The 19,773-nt window shown below is 56.3% G+C and carries 24 protein-coding genes; 10 read left to right on the forward strand and 14 right to left on the reverse strand.

The genetic code is table 11. The features are described 5' to 3' along the window. The first annotated feature begins 2 nt into the window (after positions 1-2). Complete coding sequence (locus ACR0DG_RS03860; RefSeq protein ID WP_480694473.1) at positions 3-434, forward strand: protein tyrosine phosphatase family protein; 432 nt, start codon at positions 3-5, stop codon at positions 432-434. A gap of 7 nt (positions 435-441) precedes the next feature. On the opposite strand, the gene ACR0DG_RS03865 is transcribed toward ACR0DG_RS03860, so the two are convergent. The 5 genes from ACR0DG_RS03865 to ACR0DG_RS03885 all read right to left on the reverse strand — a co-directional run bounded on the left by ACR0DG_RS03865 (position 442) and on the right by ACR0DG_RS03885 (position 6,340). After that, a complete protein-coding gene (locus ACR0DG_RS03865) occupies positions 442-1,527 on the reverse strand; it encodes a FliM/FliN family flagellar motor C-terminal domain-containing protein (RefSeq protein ID WP_480694475.1) in 1,086 nt (361 codons plus the stop codon). Positions 1,528-1,605: 78 nt separating this feature from the next. Continuing rightward, positions 1,606-4,284 carry an ATP-binding protein gene (locus ACR0DG_RS03870; protein WP_480694477.1) on the reverse strand — a complete coding sequence of 893 codons (2,679 nt, stop codon included), beginning with the start codon at positions 4,282-4,284 and terminating at the stop codon, positions 1,606-1,608. Then, positions 4,272-4,586 carry a hypothetical protein gene (locus tag ACR0DG_RS03875; RefSeq protein WP_480694479.1) on the reverse strand — a complete coding sequence of 105 codons (315 nt, stop codon included), beginning with the start codon at positions 4,584-4,586 and terminating at the stop codon, positions 4,272-4,274. The genes ACR0DG_RS03870 and ACR0DG_RS03875 overlap by 13 nt, the downstream gene beginning before the upstream one ends. Continuing rightward, positions 4,583-4,963 carry a response regulator transcription factor gene (locus ACR0DG_RS03880; protein ID WP_480694481.1) on the reverse strand — a complete coding sequence of 127 codons (381 nt, stop codon included), beginning with the start codon at positions 4,961-4,963 and terminating at the stop codon, positions 4,583-4,585. The genes ACR0DG_RS03875 and ACR0DG_RS03880 overlap by 4 nt, the downstream gene beginning before the upstream one ends. 78 nt (positions 4,964-5,041) lie before the next feature. Continuing rightward, a complete protein-coding gene (locus ACR0DG_RS03885; RefSeq protein ID WP_480694986.1) occupies positions 5,042-6,340 on the reverse strand; it encodes a short-chain fatty acyl-CoA regulator family protein in 1,299 nt (432 codons plus the stop codon). 213 nt (positions 6,341-6,553) lie between these two features. Between ACR0DG_RS03885 and ACR0DG_RS03890 the strand changes: the two genes are divergently transcribed. From ACR0DG_RS03890 to aat, 4 genes are all read left to right on the forward strand, one after another. Next, complete coding sequence (locus tag ACR0DG_RS03890) at positions 6,554-7,090, forward strand: helix-turn-helix transcriptional regulator (RefSeq protein WP_480694483.1); 537 nt, start codon at positions 6,554-6,556, stop codon at positions 7,088-7,090. A gap of 150 nt (positions 7,091-7,240) precedes the next feature. Beyond that, the gene (accB, locus tag ACR0DG_RS03895; protein WP_480694485.1) at positions 7,241-7,741 is read left to right on the forward strand and encodes an acetyl-CoA carboxylase biotin carboxyl carrier protein; all 501 of its coding nucleotides are present in this window, start codon (positions 7,241-7,243) and stop codon (positions 7,739-7,741) included. A 9-nt stretch (positions 7,742-7,750) separates the two neighbouring features. Beyond that, positions 7,751-9,100: an acetyl-CoA carboxylase biotin carboxylase subunit gene (accC, locus tag ACR0DG_RS03900; protein ID WP_480694487.1), complete on the forward strand. Its 1,350-nt coding sequence runs from the start codon at positions 7,751-7,753 to the stop codon at positions 9,098-9,100. A 52-nt stretch (positions 9,101-9,152) separates the two neighbouring features. After that, positions 9,153-9,785: a leucyl/phenylalanyl-tRNA--protein transferase gene (gene aat, locus ACR0DG_RS03905; RefSeq protein ID WP_480694489.1), complete on the forward strand. Its 633-nt coding sequence runs from the start codon at positions 9,153-9,155 to the stop codon at positions 9,783-9,785. On the opposite strand, the gene ACR0DG_RS03910 is transcribed toward aat, so the two are convergent. The 6 genes from ACR0DG_RS03910 to ACR0DG_RS03935 form a co-directional block, all read right to left on the reverse strand. Further along, positions 9,740-10,108 carry a DUF2155 domain-containing protein gene (locus ACR0DG_RS03910; protein WP_480694491.1) on the reverse strand — a complete coding sequence of 123 codons (369 nt, stop codon included), beginning with the start codon at positions 10,106-10,108 and terminating at the stop codon, positions 9,740-9,742. The two genes, aat and ACR0DG_RS03910, sit on opposite strands and share 46 nt — an antisense overlap. Further along, a complete protein-coding gene (gene mlaD, locus ACR0DG_RS03915; protein WP_480694493.1) occupies positions 10,105-10,557 on the reverse strand; it encodes an outer membrane lipid asymmetry maintenance protein MlaD in 453 nt (150 codons plus the stop codon). Before mlaD ends, ACR0DG_RS03910 begins: the two co-directional genes overlap by 4 nt. A 12-nt stretch (positions 10,558-10,569) precedes the next feature. Then, on the reverse strand, positions 10,570-10,953 hold the full coding sequence (locus ACR0DG_RS03920) for an NADH:ubiquinone oxidoreductase subunit NDUFA12 (protein WP_480694495.1): 384 nt from the start codon (positions 10,951-10,953) through the stop codon (positions 10,570-10,572). Between the two features lie 79 nt (positions 10,954-11,032). Beyond that, positions 11,033-11,407, reverse strand: a complete 375-nt coding sequence (locus ACR0DG_RS03925; RefSeq protein WP_480694497.1) for a Rid family hydrolase — start codon at positions 11,405-11,407, stop codon at positions 11,033-11,035. 63 nt (positions 11,408-11,470) lie between these two features. Then, positions 11,471-12,736, reverse strand: a complete 1,266-nt coding sequence (gene clpX / locus ACR0DG_RS03930) for an ATP-dependent Clp protease ATP-binding subunit ClpX (protein WP_480694499.1) — start codon at positions 12,734-12,736, stop codon at positions 11,471-11,473. Between the two features lie 134 nt (positions 12,737-12,870). Beyond that, positions 12,871-13,503, reverse strand: a complete 633-nt coding sequence (locus ACR0DG_RS03935; RefSeq protein WP_480694501.1) for an ATP-dependent Clp protease proteolytic subunit — start codon at positions 13,501-13,503, stop codon at positions 12,871-12,873. A 340-nt stretch (positions 13,504-13,843) separates the two neighbouring features. On the opposite strand from ACR0DG_RS03935, the gene ACR0DG_RS03940 reads away from it, so the two are divergent. Continuing rightward, entirely contained in the window at positions 13,844-14,185 is a 342-nt protein-coding gene (locus ACR0DG_RS03940) for an ArsR/SmtB family transcription factor (RefSeq protein WP_480694503.1), read from the forward strand. 22 nt (positions 14,186-14,207) lie between these two features. Here ACR0DG_RS03940 and ACR0DG_RS03945 read toward each other — a convergent pair whose 3' ends face one another. Then, entirely contained in the window at positions 14,208-15,377 is a 1,170-nt protein-coding gene (locus tag ACR0DG_RS03945) for a zinc ABC transporter substrate-binding protein (protein ID WP_480694505.1), read from the reverse strand. A 92-nt stretch (positions 15,378-15,469) separates the two neighbouring features. Here ACR0DG_RS03945 and ACR0DG_RS03950 point away from each other — a divergent pair, with 92 nt between their 5' ends. The 4 genes from ACR0DG_RS03950 to ACR0DG_RS03965 all read left to right on the forward strand — a co-directional run bounded on the left by ACR0DG_RS03950 (position 15,470) and on the right by ACR0DG_RS03965 (position 17,706). Next, complete coding sequence (locus ACR0DG_RS03950) at positions 15,470-15,949, forward strand: transcriptional repressor (RefSeq protein ID WP_480694507.1); 480 nt, start codon at positions 15,470-15,472, stop codon at positions 15,947-15,949. Then, complete coding sequence (locus ACR0DG_RS03955) at positions 15,946-16,701, forward strand: ATP-binding cassette domain-containing protein (RefSeq protein WP_480694509.1); 756 nt, start codon at positions 15,946-15,948, stop codon at positions 16,699-16,701. The genes ACR0DG_RS03950 and ACR0DG_RS03955 overlap by 4 nt, the downstream gene beginning before the upstream one ends. Continuing rightward, on the forward strand, positions 16,701-17,495 hold the full coding sequence (locus ACR0DG_RS03960) for an iron chelate uptake ABC transporter family permease subunit (protein ID WP_480694511.1): 795 nt from the start codon (positions 16,701-16,703) through the stop codon (positions 17,493-17,495). The genes ACR0DG_RS03955 and ACR0DG_RS03960 overlap by 1 nt, the downstream gene beginning before the upstream one ends. A gap of 73 nt (positions 17,496-17,568) precedes the next feature. Next, positions 17,569-17,706: an entericidin A/B family lipoprotein gene (locus tag ACR0DG_RS03965; RefSeq protein WP_480694513.1), complete on the forward strand. Its 138-nt coding sequence runs from the start codon at positions 17,569-17,571 to the stop codon at positions 17,704-17,706. Between the two features lie 1,086 nt (positions 17,707-18,792). On the opposite strand, the gene ACR0DG_RS03970 is transcribed toward ACR0DG_RS03965, so the two are convergent. Then, on the reverse strand, positions 18,793-19,245 hold the full coding sequence (locus tag ACR0DG_RS03970) for a hypothetical protein (protein ID WP_480694515.1): 453 nt from the start codon (positions 19,243-19,245) through the stop codon (positions 18,793-18,795). A gap of 111 nt (positions 19,246-19,356) precedes the next feature. Then, positions 19,357-19,665, reverse strand: coding sequence for an SMR family transporter (locus ACR0DG_RS03975; RefSeq protein WP_480694988.1), 309 nt, complete (start codon positions 19,663-19,665; stop codon positions 19,357-19,359). Positions 19,666-19,773: the final 108 nt, after the last annotated feature.

A 19,773-nucleotide genomic window follows, 5' to 3' on the forward strand; every position in this document is an offset into this window, starting at 1 on the left:
CCATGGAGATTCGACCAATTACCCCCCGCTACGCCGTCTCGCCGCAAATCACGGTCGAGGACGTTCCAGCCATCGCCGACGCCGGTTTTGTCAGGGTGATCTGCAACCGTCCGAATTCCGAAGTCCCGATGGACATGCAATCTGACGCAATTGGTCAGGCCGTACGCGCGGCAGGGCTGGAATACGAAGTTCTTGAGCTAACGCATCAGACGATGACACCGGAAAACGTCGCCCTTCAGCGAGAGTTGGCCGAAAGCTGCAGTGGACCGGTTCTGGCTTATTGTGCCTCGGGTACGCGATGCTCTGTTGTCTGGGCCCTGGGTCAATGCGACCGGATGAGCACAGACGACATTCTGGATGCAACCGCCAAAGCGGGCTACGCGCTGGAAAACCTGCGTCCGACTCTGGATCAAATTCGGAACTCGGCTGACTGACGCCGTTTTATCCCGCTGGACCCGGGACATCGCCTAGCCCGGCCAGCTTGGATATCTCGGCTGCGATTGCATCCGAGTCGCCCAAATCAAGATCATGACCAAGTGTTCTTGTTTCAACGGGATCAATCGGCGTCACATCCATCAGTTGTTCGGCTGACGGCCCCATCTTTTGGGTTGGGGTGTGTGCCTCCAGAAACTCCGTTGTATCCGCGTCAGAGATTGACAAGGCGTTCTCGTATTCGTTCAAACGAACCGCGCGCATCCCTCCGGTCTGCCCCAACCGCCCAACGGCTGCGCAAAAACGATCGATTGTCAGCACTTCCGCTTGGTCAAGTTTGGCACCAACCAAAGGTAGAACGTCATCCACCGTCAACGCAGACAGGGACGCAAATGGCAAGGACATACGGCAGATGATGGTGTTCAGATCGGCCCGCAGAACGCCCGATGCTTGCTCAAGGTTTGGTCCAGCGGGCTGTTTTTCTGCTTCGTCAAGGTCCTGATCTTCATCTACAGCGGGTAGAACGAACGATATCTGACCTTGTCGCACTCCACCGGCCAGTTCGACCGTCAGGTCAAAGACGTCATATGCATCCTCGACCAGAGTCAGGCCCAGTGTTCGCAGGTTCTGCAGCCGAGCCTTGTATTCGTAGCCCGTTAGCCGCGCCTGATCCCCCGTGGCCTCAACTACGTGTACTGCGCGAGACAACACTTGTTCGACCCACGGAGAAACCATTGCGGCATCAGTGTCTGTAAATAGACGCACAGATGGTGCGTCAGCCATAACTTCACCAAAGGTTTGCACCTGTACGATCGCCGAGACCGCACCGACGTCCAGACACACTGCAGCTTGCCTTTCGTCTGCGGTGGCGAATACCAGCAGCAACCAATCGTCACCGATACTCTCTGGCAGAGTATCCGGCGCGCGGCAGGATTGCTTTGCCCCTATGACAGACATAGGCAATTGCAGCCCATCCGACGCCACCCTTGCACAGGTCAGACGCAAAGCACGCAATACAGAACGCGGCTTGTCGCCCTGTTCCCCACGTGCTGTTGAAAGCTTTCGCGCTAAAGCTGTGCTATCCGGTTGCGCCATGCCCCAAAACCGCCATTCATTCCCATGTCAGGTTCAAGGTCTAACCCAGCGCGGGTTACGAATTTCTTTATGACAGGGTTATTGAGCCGCCTGGCGATAAGCGAGCGGAACCCTGACGCGGAAGGCCGCCCCGCCTTGTCCGGGCAAGTAACTGATTTCCCCACCAAGGCGCTGCATGATCTCGCGGCAGATCGCCAGACCCAACCCTGCCCCGCCCGCCTTGTCACTTCCCACGCGTGAGAATTTTTCGAACACCATCGATCGCGCCTCGGGCGGGATTCCGCTGCCGTTATCCGCAAAGTCGATCACAACCTGCCCTCCGACATCGTGCGCCGAAATGGTCAGGACAGGATCATCCGCATCGCAGTATTTCTGGGCGTTTGAAATCAGGTTGATAAATACTTGCCCCAAACGGTCCAGATCAGTGTGCAAAGGCAGACGCTCAGCCGCCCGAGAACGTTTTACGGTCAACGTCTGGCTGGTTCCGGCCAATGCACTTGAGACGGCCCGATCAAGCACCGAGCGCAACGTGTCGCCGCCCATATTCAAGTTGACCCGACCACTTTCCAGCACGCTCAGATCCAGCAGATCATCCAGCAAACGCGTCAGCCTCAGGGCTTCATCATGTATGATCGCGGCATAGCGGGTTTGTTCGTCAGCGCTCAACTCTTCTGTGTCACGCATGATTTCGGAAAACGCCCGAATGGAAGTCATCGGTGTCCGTAACTCGTGACTTACCTGGCTGAGAAAGCTGTCTTTTTGTTCGGAAATCTGGGTCAGCTTGGTATTTGCTTCGCGCAACTGGCCTGCTGTCCGGGTCAACTCTGCCGACTTCGCTTCCAATTGGCTGGAATATTCCAGCAATTGCGCGGACTCGTTCGCAACAGCCAACAGGTCTTCGACCGAGACCGACGATCCGCCCACAATCTGGCCGATCATGGCGTGTGCGGTCGCGGCACCAACAGAACCGCTCAGCTCTCTTTCGAGACGCTCCAAAAATGCAGGAGTCGGTTCTGGCAGACGCGATCTGCCACCTTGTCGTTCGGCCTCGGCCTGGAAGAATTCCTGTGCTGGCCCTGTCCCCAGAATACGCTGGGTCATAATCATCAGGTCTTCGCTTTGCGCCACGGAACCCGTCCACCCGCGCAAGGCTACGGAATGGTCGAACACGTTGACAAACTGCGCACCTTGCAGACGCTCAAGCGGGCTTGGAAAGCTCAGCAGCGATGCTACGCAAAACGCGACTGTGTTCAGGGAAAGCGACCACATGACGGAATGTACCAACGGGTCCATGCCCTCGATCCCGAACAGCGCTTGGGGGCGCAACCACTCCAATCCGAATGGGCCGTTTTGAATGACAGCGTCAGACATCAACGCGCCGCCCATACCGGGCAAAAGCAACGTGTAAATCCACAGCAAGAACCCCACCGTCAGCCCGACCAAGGCCCCGGTGCGGGTAGCGCCGCGCCAAAACAGGCCACCGACCAACGCGGGCAGGATCTGTGAAATCCCGGCGAAGGCCACAAGCCCGATAGAGGTCAGGGCCGCGCCGCCGCCGGACAGGCGGTAATAGTAGAAGCCCATGGCCATGATCACGGCGATTGAGATCCGGCGCGCGACCAGAACGACATGGCGGACATCCCCCGAAACAGCCCCCGTCCCTTCCTGCGTGCTCAGCCAGATGGGCATGACCACATGGTTGGAAACCATGGTGGACAGCGCCATGGCGGTAACGATGACCATCGAAGTCGCCGACGAAAACCCACCAATGAAGGACAGCATCGCCAGCCATTCGGCATTCTGAGACAAGGGAACCGTGAGGACGAACAGATCAGGGTTTGATCCTTCGGGTAGCAAGTCCAGCCCCACCACTGCGATAGGGACAACGAACAAGCTCATCAGCAAAAGGTACAGCGGGAAAGCCCACGCGGCGGTTTGCAGATGGGTCTCGTCCGCGTTTTCGACGACCATCACCTGAAACATGCGCGGCAGGCACACAAAAGCTGCAGCGGACAGGAAAACCAAGGTTGTCCACCGGCCAGCATCCACATTCCACTGACCAATTTCCGATGCATCAATGCGCTCCATCGTGGGGCCAATTCCACCTGCCACGCCCCAAACCACAAATATGCCGACGGCAAGCAGAGCAAACAGCTTCACCACCGATTCCAATGCGATTGCCGTGACAACCCCGTGGTGCCGTTCGTTCGCGTCCAGATTGCGTGTCCCGAACAGGATGGCAAAGATCGCAAGACCAGCCGCCACCCAGAAAACACTGGACCCTTCCTGATAAAGCCCAGTGGGATCTGCTTGGGCAAAAATCGAGAAGGACAGTGTAATCGATTGTAATTGCAGCGCGATATAGGGCGTGCCACCCAAGACGGCCAGAATGGTCACGCAGATCGCCAGCGTATTGGATTTGCCATAACGCGAAGAGATCAAGTCTGCGATAGACGTCACACGCTGACTGCGGCCGACACGAACCAGTTTGCGTAGACCCCACCACCAGCTGATCATCACCAACGTCGGACCAAGGTAGATCGTCACGAATTCCAACCCTGAACGCGCAGCATTACCGACCGCGCCATAAAACGTCCAGGCGGTGCAATAGATGGACAAGGAAAGCGTATAAATCAGCGGAGATCGCAACCAAGCGCCCCGCCCCGATGCTGCCAAGCGGTCGGCTGCAAAGGCGACGCCAAACAAAAGCACGACGTAACCCAAACAAACCAGGATCAGTAGGTTTAGCGTTGCCATTGGTCCGAATCCGGATCGGCATCATCCCGTGCGGCCATGCGTCCTGCTGCAAAGCCGAAGGCAAGGCTGAGCAAAATCAACAAGCCCCAACAGGCAAAAATATAAAGTATTGCCGAAGACAGCGCGACACCGTCATCAGGGGAATCTGAACCGGGCCAAAGCAATGGCAAAGCAATCAGGGCGGACCCCAGTATCGGCAATAGTCGCGCCGCATCGGTCAGACGCCGCCTGCGATAACTCTGGCGTTCCAAAAACAGCGAAGGCCGAACACCCGGGGGCTGTCGATCTTCGCCGTTGCTCATGACCGGGTTGCCTGTGCATGCAGGTCACGTACGGCCGTCAGAACCTCGGCGTTTGAAAACGGTTTGGTCATGAAGCGACTGACGCCTGCATTTTCGGCCATCTCACGGTCGCGAGATTGACCACGCGCCGTCAGCATCAGCACCGGCAAAGTTTGCATGCCATCCAGCTCGCGCAGGTCACGCAAAATCTCCATCCCGTTTTTACCCGGCAACATAACGTCGAGTATAACCAGATCCGGACTGGCGCTTTGAATGACCTGTACCGCATCCGTCCCCTCGGCATGTGTTTCCACCTGCCAACCCTCGCGCGTCAGCAAAAACCGAATGGCCTCGGCTATGTTCGGCTCATCCTCGATTAGTAGAACCTTACGGCTCATATGAATTATTCCTCCCCGTGACGGGCTACCCATCCGTATACCTGTCTGGCATAGCTTACGCCGTCTGTCAGGAAAGTGTCAAAAACCTTCGCTTAGAATTGATGGTTCTCGACGAGAGGCGCAGTCGCTATTTGGGCAAACGCGGCAACTTGGCCCCACATGGGCAGTGTTTTGGGCATCTTGGCCACCCTCTTCCACGGATCGGACCAGCATGACAGACCTATAAACCGGCGCATCATCGAACCCGGAAACCGTTTGCGGCCACGCATAGGCAAAGCAATCGAACTCGGCCGCAGACCGACCCAGTTGAACAATGCGCCGACGAATGGGGACCAAAGGCCGATTCAGTGCCTGAAACAAGGGCCACAGCGGGCAGGCCTCACCAAATCGCGGCATAGCAAACCCAGGCACAGATTTTGAAAACAGAATGCTGCCGGATGCATCACATACCACCAAACCAGTAGGCCGCGATAACACACCATCCGGAAGTGCCGCCAAACGCCTTAGCACCGTCGCGACATCAACCCTAAAATGAGCGGCCAGTTTCAGCGGGTCAGGTTCCGCGCCTTCCAAGGCCGCTGTAACCGCGTCCAAAGGCATGGCTTTCGCATCCTCGGCATAGGTTTTCAGCAAGTCTCGGGTCACGGTTTTGACAGCGGCAGAGTCCAGTTGGCCCAGATCGACCTCGTCACTATCTGCACCAGCTTCAATTTCAGGAAAATGGTGGCCATGCTGCTCGAAAAAGGCTTCGACGTCTTCAAGTGGAACTCCCCGCCGATCCTCGGCAGTTTCCGAGTCGTCCAAATAGGTCACCAGAGATTTGGAACTGTCAGCCAGACGTTCGGCATCCTGATGCAGGTTGCGATGGAACCTGTCCTGCCATTCCGGCTCAATCTCTTGCGTATCGGCCAGAATCGCTGCGGTAGAACGGATCGCAGCCGCTGTTGACAGAACTTCGTGCATGGATGCCGCCAGATGTGGGTCATGCGTTAGCCTGTCGGACAGTGTTTCCACCGTCCGCTCCAACGACACCACACGCCGGTGCATCTGCGCCAGAACCCCTGCCCAACCCGGAAATCGGCCAGCGAACTCTTCCAAAGCGTCGACTTCGGCTTGTTGTCCGACCGCGTCGGCAGCGGCTTCGCGCAGGGCAGAAATCAATGTTGCTTCAATGCCTTGCGTCAGCACCGATGGCTCCACTGCCAAAGCCGCTGCGATATCGACAAGCAGTTTACCACCAATCCGGCGGCGATTGTGCTCGATCAGATTGAGGTACGATGCTGAAATACCCACCTGCTGCGCCAGAGCGGACTGCCGCATACCGGCAATCTGGCGGCGCTCTCGTATTCGGCTACCAGTCAGCGTGTCGCGCAAAATCCTGCCTTTCGTCAACTCGGGTTCGTAAAGGTAGACTATAATTTATTTTCAGAACTATTGATATATTTCTGTTAGTTAAAAGGCAGTTTTCAGATCAAGTTTACACCATTAACAAATATCGTTTACCCCGCAACGCTCGCCCCGACTTCGATTGGTGACTAATTTACCGACCGGCCCCTTCTCATTCCGCGCAAATCCCTGCACGATAAAGGGATGAGTGATACCGCATTCGAATACGCGCCAATCGGGCTGGTTGAGCTGGAAAACCGGATCATCCGGCGCTGCAACTTGCAGTTCGCGCGCACTTTCGGGGGTGACGAAGCGGACTACCGCAATATGCCTCTGCTGCATTTGTATCCATCAGTCGCGGATTGGGAACGGATCGGCGAGCGCAGCCTACAGGTGATGCGTGATACCGGGTATTACACCGACGAACGGGTTATGCGGCGCCGCAACGGAGACCTTTTCTGGTGTCGCGCGCGTGGGCGGTCACTGACTCCGGACGACCCTTTCCGGCATGGAATCTGGAGTTTCTCTGACATCTCCGAGGAACGCCCGCTGGTCGAGTTGACCAAACGCGAACGCGACGTAGCGATCCTGTCCTGCCGGGGGCTGTCTGCAAAGGAAATTGGCGTCGAATTGGGGCTAAGCTACCGCACGATCGAAGCCTACCGCGCACGTTTGCTGGAAAAATTCGGCGCGCGCAAACTGCCTGAACTGGTTGCGAAACTTTCCGGAATGCCGCTTTGACCCGGCCGCCCCCTAGAAAACTTGGCTAAACCCCTGCCAGACAGGGCCAGACGCGCTTTTCATGGGAAGGCGCATAGCTTATAACGCTGCGTAATCAGACCAAAGCCCACACAGAACAGATGGGCCAAAGGGGAACCGTCGAGGACACTCATGACAGACACCAAACACGAAGCGGACGTGGCATTCATCAAGGCACTGGCCGAGTTGCTGCGCGAAAACGACCTGACTGAGCTGCAGGTCAAACGCGAATATGGCGAAGAAGACAGCCTGAATGTCCGCGTCAGCCGTATGACGCCGACCGCAGCAGCCCCCGTGCAGGTCGCTGTCCCCGCCGCGGCCCCCGCTCCGGCAGCACCGGCCGCGGCCGCCCCGGCACCAGCCGAAGCCCCCGCCGCCGTTGAAGATCCTGCAAGCCATCCGGGTGCCGTGACCTCGCCCATGGTTGGGACAGTCTATATGCAGCCCGAACCCGGGGCCCCGTCTTTTATCTCGGTTGGCGCATCTGTATCCGAAGGCGACACCCTGCTGATCGTCGAAGCGATGAAAACAATGAACCACATCCATGCGCCCAAATCCGGCACCATCAAGCGTATTCTTGTTGGGGATGGTGACGCTGTGGAATTCGGCACACCTTTGGTCATTGTTGAGTAAGGCGGGCCCATGTTCGACAAAATCCTGATTGCCAACCGAGGCGAGATCGCCCTGCGGGTGATCCGCGCGGCGCGCGAAATGGGGATTAAGACGGTTGCCGTCCATTCCACTGCCGATAGCGACGCAATGCACGTACGCATGGCCGACGAATCGGTATGTATCGGCCCCCCGCCCAGCCCGCAAAGCTACTTATCGGTGCCCGCGATCATCTCGGCCTGCGAGATCACCGGCGCGCAGGCGATCCATCCCGGCTATGGTTTTCTGTCCGAGAATGCCGAGTTCGTGCAAATCGTCGAGGATCACGGCATCACCTTCATCGGCCCCACCGCCGAACATATCCGCGTGATGGGTGACAAGATCACCGCCAAGGACACGATGAAGGAACTGGGCGTGCCGTGCGTTCCGGGCTCCGACGGCGGCGTCCCCACGCTGGAAGACGCCAAGCGCATTGGTGAGGAATTCGGCTATCCCGTCATCATCAAAGCCACTGCCGGTGGCGGCGGTCGCGGCATGAAGGTCGCGATGAGCGCGGATGAGATGGAAAGCGCATTTATGACCGCACGGGCCGAGGGCAAAGCCGCCTTTGGCAACGACGAGGTATACATCGAGAAATACCTGACCACGCCTCGCCACATTGAAATCCAGGTCTTCGGCGACGGTAAGGGCAACGCGGTACACTTGGGCGAACGCGACTGTTCGCTGCAACGTCGCCACCAGAAAGTGTTCGAAGAGGCCCCCGGCCCCTGCATCACCCCTGAAGAGCGCGCCAAGATCGGTAAGGTCTGCGCCGACGCTGTGGCCAAGATCAACTATATCGGCGCGGGTACCATCGAGTTTCTGTATGAAAACGGCGAGTTCTACTTTATCGAGATGAACACACGTTTGCAGGTGGAACACCCGGTGACCGAAGGCATTTTCGGCGTCGATCTGGTTCGCGAGCAAATCCGCGTAGCCTCGGGTCTGCCGATGTCATTCGGTCAGGATGACCTTGAGATCAACGGCCACGCCATTGAGGTTCGGATAAACGCGGAAAAACTGCCCAACTTCTCGCCCTGCCCCGGCAAGATCACAGCATATCATGCGCCCGGCGGTCTTGGCGTGCGCATGGATTCGGCGCTTTATGACGGGTATTCGATTCCACCCTACTACGACTCGCTGATCGCCAAACTGATCGTTCAGGGCCGCGATCGGGCCGAAGCGCTGGCGCGTCTGGAACGTGCCTTGGGTGAATTGATCGTCGACGGCATCGACACCACAGTTCCTCTGTTCCACGCCCTGTTGCAGGAAGCCGACCTTCATAGCGGCGACTACAACATTCACTGGCTGGAACATTGGCTGGCAGAGAACATGGCCGAGTGATGAACCTAACCGGGCCGAAAGGTTCAAGCCTTTCGGCCCCGGACCAACCTGTATGAGCCTTTCTCCGGAACTTTTGCTACACGGGTACTCCATCGGTATTTTTCCGATGGCTGAACATCGCGACGATCCGGAACTGTTCTGGGTCGATCCCAAGTTCCGCGGTGTTTTTCCACTGGATGGCTTCCACATTTCGCGCAGTCTGGCCAGGCGCATCCGTAAAAGCGGTTACTCAATCACGATCAATCGGGACTTTGATGGTGTCGTTGAGGGATGCGCTGATCGCGCTGACACTTGGATCAATGACGAACTGCGACGGCTTTATCGTCGGCTTCACGAATCTGGACATGCGCATTCTCTCGAAGTCTGGGATGGCTCAAAATTGGTTGGGGGTGTGTACGGCGTGGCCCTCGGCGCTGCATTCTTTGGCGAAAGCATGTTCTCGCGTCAAACAGATGCCTCGAAAGTCGCACTGGCATACCTGGTAGATCGTTTACGCCAAACCGGGTTTCTGCTGTTCGATACACAGTTCCTGACTGCGCACTTGGCCTCGCTTGGCGCTATTGAAATCTCACGCGCGCACTACCGGCAGCTTCTGGAAGAGGCAATCGACGCAAGCGCGGATTTCACCGCACCGTTGGATCAGTTGCCCGAGGGCGTCATACAGCGAATTACCCAGATGTCGTAGCGCGAGTGATCCAAGGCATTCAGCGCCGGAGACGTCGCGATCATCCATCCGTCAAACAATTGATCTGTCTTGCCTTTTTCCCAGATCGTCAAATAGGCAAAAGCATCACCTGTCGGGTTGTCGACCGGGAAACGGCAATCCCCCAACGCGACGTCCAGGCCAAAAATCGCTTCGGTTCGGCCATTCTGCATTTCGACGTCAACCGTCTGCCCGCTGACCTTGTCCAACCCACGCAGCAAGGCACCGGGGCCCGATTGCACTTTTTGTTGGGCGGCTGCACCCGAAGCCGCCAAAACCGCTGCAATCAGGGCGAGGTGCCTCATTGGCTGCCATCCCCGGCAACAAACTTAACCAATAGGGAAATCAGACTGACCGCGCCCTGCGTGTCTTCAACTTGATCGCCGGCTTCGAAATAGAACGGCGACCCACCCGGCATAACTTCGACAAAGTTACCACCCAGCAGCCCTTCGGATGAGATCACGATTGCGCTGTCATCCGGCACCAGAATACCGTCAATAATACTAAAGGTCGTATCCGCGCGATAGGTTTCCGGGTTCAGAGTCACACCGGTAACCGTGCCGATTTTGACGCCTGCCAGTCGCACATCCGTGCCCACTCCGACACCTTCCAGCGATCTGAAGGACGCGCCCAGTTCATACCCCGTTCCGCCCTGCGACAGACCGGTAGACTGGCTGGCATATACGCCAAACGCAACGGCGCAGGCCAATACGGCCCCGCCAACAAGGACTTCGGTCACATTATAGCTCGACATCATTCGCCTCGTTTATTCCGGGCTCCACGCCTCATAATCCGAACGCTCGACCGGGTCGGGGCGCCGCAACGACCCCGCGGGCGCGTATGCCAAAGCGGTCCCTGTCAGGTTCTCTTGGTGCGGTTTTTCCCACGACTTGTGCTCTAGCGGTTTGTCGGTGGGCGGCTCATCCCAGGTCCGGTGCAACCAGCCATGCCATTCAGGGTCAATACGGCTGGCTTCCGCCTCACCATTGAAAATCACCCAACGCTTGCTGTCATCGGCATTGCGGTAAAAGACATTGCCTTCATTGTCTTCACCGACCTTTTCTCCTTTGCGCGCAGTGTAGATCTGCGTGTTCAAAGTTGCCCCGTTCCACCAGGTCACGGCCCGCAGAAGATTGTTCAGGATACCCATCGGCTGCCTCCGGCAATTCTGTTTCCGCAGATATGGACCAAAGGCGCGCCAAGGTCCAGTGTCACAAGGACCGCACCCATCATTCCGGCAGATATGCGGTCACTTCGATTTCGATCCGGTCTTGAGGCGTAATCAAATTGCATTCGATGACCGTCGCGGCAGGTGGGTTCTCCCCAAATGCTCCTTTGAGCAAGGGCCAACATAGCTCGAATTCAGCCATATCCGGGAGGTAGTAGTTCACGCGAACGACATGCTCAAATCCTGTTCCGGCCTCTGCAAGAGCACGCCCGATTGCATCAAGGGCGGACTTGCACTGACCTACGATATCCTCAGGGGTTTCTTCACCTTGCGCGCAGGTTCCTGCAACAAAGACAAAACCGTTAGCCACCACCGCGCGGCAATATCCGACCTTTGCTTCATACTCACCACCCGAGGAAATGCGTTTGATTTTCATGGCATCCTCCACAGAAAAACGGCGCGGTCAGTGCCGCGCCGTGTCTGTAAATTCGTCTTGATCTTACCCGGCCGAAGCCGACTCCGCCGAATCTGCGTAAATGATCAGAGGCTGCGCGTCAGACGATACTGCCTCTTCGTTCACGACCACTTCGGTGACGTTTTTCAACCCTGGCAGCTCGAACATTGTGTCCAGCAGAATATCTTCCAAGATGGAACGCAAACCGCGTGCGCCTGTCTTCCGCTCGATCGCCTTCTTGGCGATCGCCTTTAACGCATCATCCGTAAAGGCAAGCTCTGCATCTTCCAACTCGAACAGGCGCTGGTATTGCTTGACCAAAGCGTTTTTGGGCTTGGTCAGGATAGTGACCAGAGCGTCTTCATCCAGGTCTTCCAAAGTCGCCAGAACTGGCAGACGGCCAACAAATTCCGGGATCAGCCCGAATTTCAGCAGATCCTCAGGTTCAAGATCCTTAAAGATCTCACCAACGCCGCGATCATCGTTGTCACGCACATCAGCACCAAAGCCCATAGCTGAGCCTTTGCCACGCTGCGCGATGATCTTGTCCAGACCGGCAAACGCACCGCCACAGATGAACAGGATGTTAGTCGTATCCACCTGCAAGAATTCCTGCTGCGGGTGTTTACGCCCACCTTGCGGCGGAACGCTGGCCACAGTGCCTTCCATCAGTTTCAGCAACGCTTGCTGCACACCCTCACCCGACACGTCGCGCGTGATCGAGGGGTTCTCGGACTTACGCGTAATCTTGTCGACCTCGTCGATATATACGATGCCACGCTGAGCGCGCTCAACGTTGTACTCGGATGCCTGAAGCAGCTTGAGGATGATATTCTCGACATCCTCACCCACATAACCGGCTTCGGTCAAAGTGGTGGCATCCGCCATGGTGAACGGAACGTCCAGAATACGCGCCAAGGTTTGCGCCAGCAATGTTTTACCGCAACCTGTTGGCCCGATCAGCAGGATGTTGGATTTTGCCAGCTCAATGTCGCTGCCGGCTTTTTGCGCATGGTTCAGGCGTTTGTAGTGGTTGTGGACCGCAACCGACAGGACCCGTTTCGCCGTAGCCTGGCCGATCACATAATCATCCAGCACTTCGCAAATATCCTTGGGCGTTGGCACCCCGTCGCTGGATTTCAGGCCGCTGGCCTTCGTCTCTTCGCGGATGATGTCCATGCAGAGTTCGACGCATTCGTCACAGATGAAGACCGTAGGCCCGGCAATCAGCTTGCGCACCTCATGCTGGCTCTTGCCGCAGAAACTGCAGTAGAGCGTGTTTTTGCCGTCACCGCCTGAATTCGTCGCCATGTTCTACCTTTCGGGCTTCGTCCATGCGGCCCCCTCTGGACCGCGATTGCCGCCATTTGGTGCAGCTTAGGCCACCACTGAGGCGGCCACAATCTCAAAAATGTACCCCGCGCCATCGGCGCAGGGTCTTAATCTCAGGCGTCTTCACCGCCCATTTTGGCGCGGTTTTCAACGATTTCGTCGATATGACCCCAGTCTTTGGCTTCTTCTGGGCTCATGAAATTGTCGCGATCCAGCGCCTTCTCAACTGCCTTTTTTGTTTGCCCTGTATGGCGTACGTAGATGTCATACAGGCGATCTTTCAGTTTTTGCGTCTCGGCGGCATGGATCATGATATCGCTGGCCTGACCCTGATAACCTCCGCTGGGCTGGTGCACCATGATCCGGCTGTTTGGCAGAGAAAAGCGCATTCCTTTCTCACCACCCGCCAACAAAACAGACCCCATCGAAGCCGCCTGACCGATTACCAATGTCGAACATTTAGGCTTGATATACTGCATTGTGTCGTAAATCGACAAACCACTGGTCACGACACCGCCAGGTGAATTGATGTAGATCGAGATTTCCTTATTCGGGTTTTCCGCCTCAAGGTGCAGCAACTGGGCGACGACCAGATGGCTCATGCCGTCATGGATCGGTCCGTTGATGAAAATGATCCGCTCTTTCAGAAGGCGCGAGAAGATGTCGTAGGCGCGCTCTCCCCGGCTGGTCTGCTCAACGACCATCGGGACGAGCGTATTCATATAGGTATCAACGGGATCGAACATTAAGAACCTGCCTGCTTTGCTATGGATCGGGACATTACCCGAAGAAACGTTACCTGAGTCTTAGTGTTGCCACCGGGGGGCCGCAAGGGGGGCCGGTGACTTCTGGACAAGACGGCGCTTTTTGACAGCAGCAATGCCCATGTTCTGGCCTTCCGTCGCCCTGCGCCACATGGCCATCACAGCACCCACGAGGTTTTGACCGGCGGGCTCCATCCCATCACGTCATTTTGATTCATGCATATGGAAATATTTGGTCACTATATATCCAACGCCAGATCGCAAGATCCGTGGCGCATCCGCATTCGTAACGACGCCCAGTCGGGCAAAAAGGAAAACAGAAATGGCACTGGCGCAGGTTTCACAGGAAAACCCTACCGACAACTTCGAACTTATCGCAGGCAATGCAACTCAGGCATCGAACTTCCTCAAGGCGATCAGCCATGAAGGTCGGCTGATGATCCTATGCCATCTCATATCGGGCGAGAAATCCGTGACCGAGCTGGAAGAACTGCTGTCTGCGCGCCAAGCGGCCGTCTCACAGCAATTGTCCCGGCTGCGCTTGGAGGGGCTGGTAACACCGCGCCGTGAAGGTAAGGCGATTTATTACCGTCTGGCTGACGATCGCCCGCGCCGGATGCTCGAAGTCGTGTACGAGTTATTCTGCACCAAAGAAGCGGCCTGAAAAGGCCGCCTCGGTTCCGGTTTTAGGATCCGGTTGCGCAGTTCTGAAATGCGACAGCCATTGCACGCAACAAGTTCGGGTAGTGGTCTGGGCCGGGGTCGATAGATGTTCCCACCGGATCCAGATCGTAAATCTTGGCGCCGGTTCCCTCGATCGCAGTTTCGACCAGCCGCATGTCGTATTGCGGTTCTGCGAAAGCGCAGACAATTTTGTCGTCGGCGACTTTTTCTCGCAATGCAGCAAGACGTGCAGGACCAGGGTTCGATGCGTCGCCAAGGCTGACTGATCCGGACGTGTTCAGTCCAAACCGCTTTTCAAAGTACTGGTATGCGTCGTGGAATGTGATGAACGCGCGGTCTTTTGCGTTTTCCACCTCTGCGGAAATTTGATCCACAAGTTCATGCAATTCCGCATCCGCAGCTTTGGCATTGTTCTTGTAGGTCTCTGCGTTTTCGGGGTCTGCCTTTGCGAGTGTATCCGCAATCACGTGAACCCAAACACGCGCGTTTTCAGGGTCTAGCCAAGCATGGGGGTCAACACCGTCATGGTCATGCCCGTGCCCATGATCATGACCGGCATGATCATCATGGTCTGCGTGGTCTTCATGACCTGCATGATCGTCATGTTTTTTAGCGTGATCATCATGACCTGCATGATCGTCATGTTTTTCAGCGTGATCATCATGGCTGGCATGGTCATCGTGATCCGCGTGGTCATCATGATCGGCATGTTCTGCGTGATCTTCGTGCCCCGCGTGGTCATCGTGTTCTTCCGCATGATCGTCATCTTCAGCGTGATCATCATGACCTGCGTGGTCGTCATGATCGTCATGATCGTCCTCTTCGACGACATCACGAAACTCATGCAACGTCGTGCCATCTACTTCCAGCAGCGCAATCTGCTGGGCATTCCCCGACAATGCTTCAAGCGGCTTTTCCATCCAGGGCGTCAGCTCCTCACCGACCCAGAACACGACATCGGCAGATTGCAAAGCCCGCGCTTCTGACGGACGCATTGCGTGATCGTGTGGCGATGCACTCGGCGGGATAATCAGCGCTGGCTCCGAAACACCTGACATAACGCGCGCGACCAATGAATGAACCGGGGCAATATCGGTTGCAACTTTAGGGGGCTCGGCCGCAGCTTTGCCCGCGAGAATAGTCCCAAAAACACAAAGGGTTGACCGTAACATGAGCACTCCTGAATGATATGTTATTACATAGTCTGACCGCTTGATATGCCCCACGTTATAACATATCAAGCAAAAAACACTTGGAGCGCCTGATGAGCACAGTCGGTTTCAGACAACATGATCACACCCATTGCGTGCATACTGCGATGGCCCAAGCCGAAGCGAAGTGTAAGGCGCAGAGACTGCAATTCACTCCGGTCAGAAAGCGTGTGCTGGAAATTCTGCTGGAGAAACACAAAGCTATGGGTGCCTACGACATTCTTGCAGTGCTTGCTGCGGAAGGCATGGGTTCGCAGCCCCCCGTTGCCTATCGCGCCTTGGACTTTCTGGTGCAAAATGGCTTCGTTCATCGCATCGAGCAATTGAATGCCTACGCGGCCTGTGCACATCCGACGCATGACCATGTTCCGGCCTTCCTGATTTGCCGCTCTTGCAAGACCGTCGCTGAAACCGAGACTGAATTGACCCAAGGTCGCTTGGGCGCTGCGGCAGATACGTCTGGTTTCCTAATCGAGCGAGTCGTCGTCGAAGCCGAGGGCCTTTGTCCGGAATGCATTGAGATAAAAGCGTGACGCAGAAACTAATTGCCCTAAAAAACCTGTCGATCAAAGCAGATGGTCGAACAATCCTTGAAAACGTAAATGCCTCGGTTTCATCAGGTGAAATTGTAACGGTCGTCGGGCCGAATGGCTCGGGCAAGTCTACCTTGCTGCGTGCCATGATTGGTGCCGTTTCACCTGCTCAGGGCACGGTCGAGCGCGCCAAGGGGCTGCGTATAGGCTATGTCCCGCAGAAACTGGCCTTGGACGCCGCGCTCCCTATGACGGTCCAACGCTTTTTAGGATTACCAAAACGTATTTCCGCGCGGGACGCTGTTACAGCACTCGAGCTAGCAGGTGTTCCCGACCTCAGAACACGGCAAATGACCAAGCTTTCGGGCGGTCAGTTCCAGCGCGTTCTTTTGGCACGCGCGCTTTTGGAAAGCCCCCAACTTCTGTTGTTGGATGAGGCCACTCAGGGACTTGATCAACCGGGGGCCGCCGCGTTCTACCAACGCATTGAACAAGTGCGCAGTGACCTAGGCTGCGCCATTGTCATGGTTAGTCACGACCTGCACGTGGTCATGGCGGCCTCGGATCGCGTGCTTTGCTTGAATGGTCATGTGTGCTGCGAAGGCTCGCCCCGTAGCGTCGCGGATGCACCTGAATACCGCGCGTTGTTTGGTAGTGGCACCAAAGGCACGATGGCACTTTACCAACATAAGCACAGTCATTCGCATGACCATGACCATGATCACCACCATGCAGCGAATGGATCCGACTGATGCTGGATGATTTCATGGTCCGTGCGGCGCTCGCCGGCGTTGGCGTTGCGATCGCTGCCGCGCCGCTGGGATGTTTCGTCGTCTGGCGCCGCATGGCCTACCTTGGAGAAGCTACGGCCCATGCCTCGGTTCTGGGTGTCGCGCTGTCTCTGGCATTTTCCCTACCCTTACTGCCCGCGGTTATTGCTGCAGCACTCGCAATGGGTTTGACCGTAACCCTTTTGCGCGGAAAGGGGTTTGCGATGGACACTCTATTGGGTGTAATCGCACATACCGCGTTAGCCGCCGGTCTTGTTACCGTGGCGCTCTTGTCTGACGTCCGGTTGAATCTTGATGCATTTTTGTTTGGCGACATTCTGGCAGTCACCAAAAGCGATCTTTTGACCATCTGGATCGGAGGAGCGCTTATTCTGGCTGTCATGGCGCAAAGATGGTCTGCCCTTCTGGTGTCCACACTGAACCCGGATTTGGCATATGCTTCGGGCGTAGATCCAAAACGGGAGGAACTTTGGTTGACACTGGCCATGGCGCTCGCCGTGGCCGTCGCTATCAAAGTGGTTGGCATACTGTTGATTGCCGCCCTGCTTGTTATCCCTGCGGCTGCGGCTCGATCTCTGGTTAGGACACCGGAGACCATGGCTTTTTTGGCTGCCACTATTGGTTCGGTTGCGGCACTAGGGGGGCTTGCTGGCGCCTATCTTGCTGATACTCCGGCTGGGCCCAGCATTGTCTGCGCCGCAGCAATTCTATTCCTGATAACCGCAGCATGCGGTCCCTTGATCCGCCGCGACTGAATACGCGCAAAGCACTGGTTTCGTTCCGGGAAAACTGGTACGGAAAACTCAATTGACACCAATGGAGACACCGATGATCCGTACCGTTCTGATAGGGTTGGCCCTGATCACACTTACCGCTTGCGAGACGGCAAAAGGCGCAGGCAGGGATATTGAGAAAGCCGGCGACGCCATTACGAACGTAGCATCGGACGTCCAGCAAAGCTTCTGAATAGAACCGCATATAGCGAAATTTCACGCGCAATACGCAAGATATTGTTGATTTACCCGGGTTACTCCGGTTATTGTGCGTGTACAGGTGCATAGACGCGGCATTGCATATCTGACAAACGTTCGGGGTTCTTGTGAAAGCACAAGAACCCCGTTCCCGTATAAAACGGCTAAACGTGGCAGTCTGTAAATTCGTTTCCGGCAAAAGGAAAAGGCGTCAGGTGCGCAGACGCGGTCTTTGCATGTGCCCAAACGGGCACCCCTGACGCCTTGCCGGGTCGACACGCCCGAGGGACGTTTCGATCCAGTTGTCACGGCCTCCTAAAAAGCCGCGACTGTCGCACAACACCCGTAAGTGTCACGCAACCCACAATGACCTGCTGAGAAGGTTCCAAATCAATTCAAGCTTTCGCCTGTATCAACTAAAAACCCACCGGTAAGCCGTTGAACCAGATGAACAATCCTAAGACCGCCCTTCAAGCTCCTCGACCCCCTTGGCCTTCGCGGCCCACCCCGTCCCTCTCGAGCCGAAGTGGTATGTTGAATGTTGCATCAGCTTTTCTACCCGGCAAGAAAATAGCACTGCAGCATTGAATTCTGTGGTGGATAAGTTGTTGATATCCAGTCGGAGAACTTTGTGGACAACTCCAGAAACCCACACAGCTCACAGGGTTGTTACTGGAAAAGTCGCAGTCACAGAAAATGCCCCCATATTTGGCAGTTTCTGCACTTGCAAACACCGGCCTCTGGCGATTTTCCGAGTTTCCTTGTGAACCTCAGGCGGAATCGTCCGAATCAAACGGGGAAGTCAGGACTGAAATGGGTCGGGCTGCTCAGACACCATACTCTGCAAATCGCGCTGAAGGTTCCGCGAGATCCAGTAGTCCCAAAGCCGGGGAACGCCGCTATCCGACCTTAAGTTGCCTGGATCCTTTGCAAGCGGCCTTAGTGCCGCCCGACCCGTCTCCTCCCTTCGGAGACGTGTTGTCCGCTTCTGAGAAGCGCTCCGACCTGACCGGGATTACTTTTTATGCGCCGCAAAAAGCGCGGCCAGTACCCCCTACTGCCCGATCAGGCCAGAGACGCTTCAGTTCACCTGTCGTTCGAGTACAACGCTGTACGTTGTCCCGCGACGCAGGCTACGGAAATCCGCATAGATCTTGCCGTCCTGATACCGGGCATCAATCAACGCGTTCACACCGATCTCGGGATTGGCCGAGCTTTCAACGATGCTGATCCGGTTCGGATCATCCAGACTGACAGTCCCGGTCGCATCCATGACGCGCCAGCCTTGGCTTGCATTCGGACGCCATTTGCTCGGCCCCCAGAACACATTGTCCTGCTGTTTCTGGATATCCAACACCCACTCAGCATTGTTGAACCTAGGCACATCTCCGGTCGTGGTCCGGTTTGGGCCGACGGCGGTATAACTGCCCGTCCATGTGCCCCGCAGGTCCGGCATGGTTTCGGCCATCGAGGCCGTGGCAAGGGTGAGGCTCGTGGCCAGAGCGGCTGCTCCGGCAGTCATAAATCTGGTCATGGTCTCTTCCTTCTGATGTCTTGGCCTTCGCTGGCCTGCTCAACAGATTGGAAGAGCCCGTGAGGGTTACAAGTTACCTAAGGGAAAGTTCATAAAGGCTTAACCCGCCCCTTAGGCCCAGGCCAGCGCAGTGCCGATAAGGACCAAACCGATACCGACGATTTCGCGCTGTGAAAAGTTCTCGCCGAACAGAAAATACGAGGCGATGGCGATCAGAATAACCTCGGCCCCAAGAATGCCGGTGTAGATAATCCCCAACCGCTCTTCCCGCAGGGCCGCAAGTTCCAGCGATGCCGCGGCCAGCAGTGTTGCGACGATCAGCAAGCTCAGCCAAATTCCGGGGATTTTCCACCAAAACTTCATCGCAATCATGGCAACGGAATACAGACCTGCAGATCCGAGAGCGATGAAAGGGATCATGGACACTTGGGTCTCCTGTCGAAGGTTCCGTTACGTCAACGTTACCAGACAGACAGTGTTAGCACTGTGAGGTTGATCACAAAGGGTTGGCGGCGTCTGCATCGCCTA

Source organism: Ruegeria sp. BG8, assembly GCF_056538325.1.

Coding starts and splice junctions, on each gene's coding strand:
- ACR0DG_RS03875 (WP_480694479.1), bottom strand. CDS start 4,586: ATGAGCAACGGCGAAGATCGACAGCCCCCGGGTGTTCGGCCTTCGCTG.
- ACR0DG_RS03890 (WP_480694483.1), top strand. CDS start 6,554: ATGAGTGATACCGCATTCGAATACGCGCCAATCGGGCTGGTTGAGCTG.
- ACR0DG_RS03880 (WP_480694481.1), bottom strand. CDS start 4,963: ATGAGCCGTAAGGTTCTACTAATCGAGGATGAGCCGAACATAGCCGAG.
- ACR0DG_RS03945 (WP_480694505.1), bottom strand. CDS start 15,377: ATGTTACGGTCAACCCTTTGTGTTTTTGGGACTATTCTCGCGGGCAAA.
- accB (WP_480694485.1), top strand. CDS start 7,241: ATGACAGACACCAAACACGAAGCGGACGTGGCATTCATCAAGGCACTG.
- ACR0DG_RS03940 (WP_480694503.1), top strand. CDS start 13,844: ATGGCACTGGCGCAGGTTTCACAGGAAAACCCTACCGACAACTTCGAA.
- ACR0DG_RS03925 (WP_480694497.1), bottom strand. CDS start 11,407: ATGAAAATCAAACGCATTTCCTCGGGTGGTGAGTATGAAGCAAAGGTC.
- ACR0DG_RS03960 (WP_480694511.1), top strand. CDS start 16,701: ATGCTGGATGATTTCATGGTCCGTGCGGCGCTCGCCGGCGTTGGCGTT.
- ACR0DG_RS03910 (WP_480694491.1), bottom strand. CDS start 10,108: ATGAGGCACCTCGCCCTGATTGCAGCGGTTTTGGCGGCTTCGGGTGCA.
- ACR0DG_RS03975 (WP_480694988.1), bottom strand. CDS start 19,665: ATGATCCCTTTCATCGCTCTCGGATCTGCAGGTCTGTATTCCGTTGCC.
- ACR0DG_RS03950 (WP_480694507.1), top strand. CDS start 15,470: ATGAGCACAGTCGGTTTCAGACAACATGATCACACCCATTGCGTGCAT.
- ACR0DG_RS03865 (WP_480694475.1), bottom strand. CDS start 1,527: ATGGCGCAACCGGATAGCACAGCTTTAGCGCGAAAGCTTTCAACAGCA.
- ACR0DG_RS03920 (WP_480694495.1), bottom strand. CDS start 10,953: ATGGGTATCCTGAACAATCTTCTGCGGGCCGTGACCTGGTGGAACGGG.
- ACR0DG_RS03870 (WP_480694477.1), bottom strand. CDS start 4,284: ATGGCAACGCTAAACCTACTGATCCTGGTTTGTTTGGGTTACGTCGTG.
- ACR0DG_RS03970 (WP_480694515.1), bottom strand. CDS start 19,245: ATGACCAGATTTATGACTGCCGGAGCAGCCGCTCTGGCCACGAGCCTC.
- accC (WP_480694487.1), top strand. CDS start 7,751: ATGTTCGACAAAATCCTGATTGCCAACCGAGGCGAGATCGCCCTGCGG.
- clpX (WP_480694499.1), bottom strand. CDS start 12,736: ATGGCGACGAATTCAGGCGGTGACGGCAAAAACACGCTCTACTGCAGT.
- ACR0DG_RS03965 (WP_480694513.1), top strand. CDS start 17,569: ATGATCCGTACCGTTCTGATAGGGTTGGCCCTGATCACACTTACCGCT.
- ACR0DG_RS03935 (WP_480694501.1), bottom strand. CDS start 13,503: ATGTTCGATCCCGTTGATACCTATATGAATACGCTCGTCCCGATGGTC.
- aat (WP_480694489.1), top strand. CDS start 9,153: ATGAGCCTTTCTCCGGAACTTTTGCTACACGGGTACTCCATCGGTATT.
- mlaD (WP_480694493.1), bottom strand. CDS start 10,557: ATGTCGAGCTATAATGTGACCGAAGTCCTTGTTGGCGGGGCCGTATTG.
- ACR0DG_RS03860 (WP_480694473.1), top strand. CDS start 3: ATGGAGATTCGACCAATTACCCCCCGCTACGCCGTCTCGCCGCAAATC.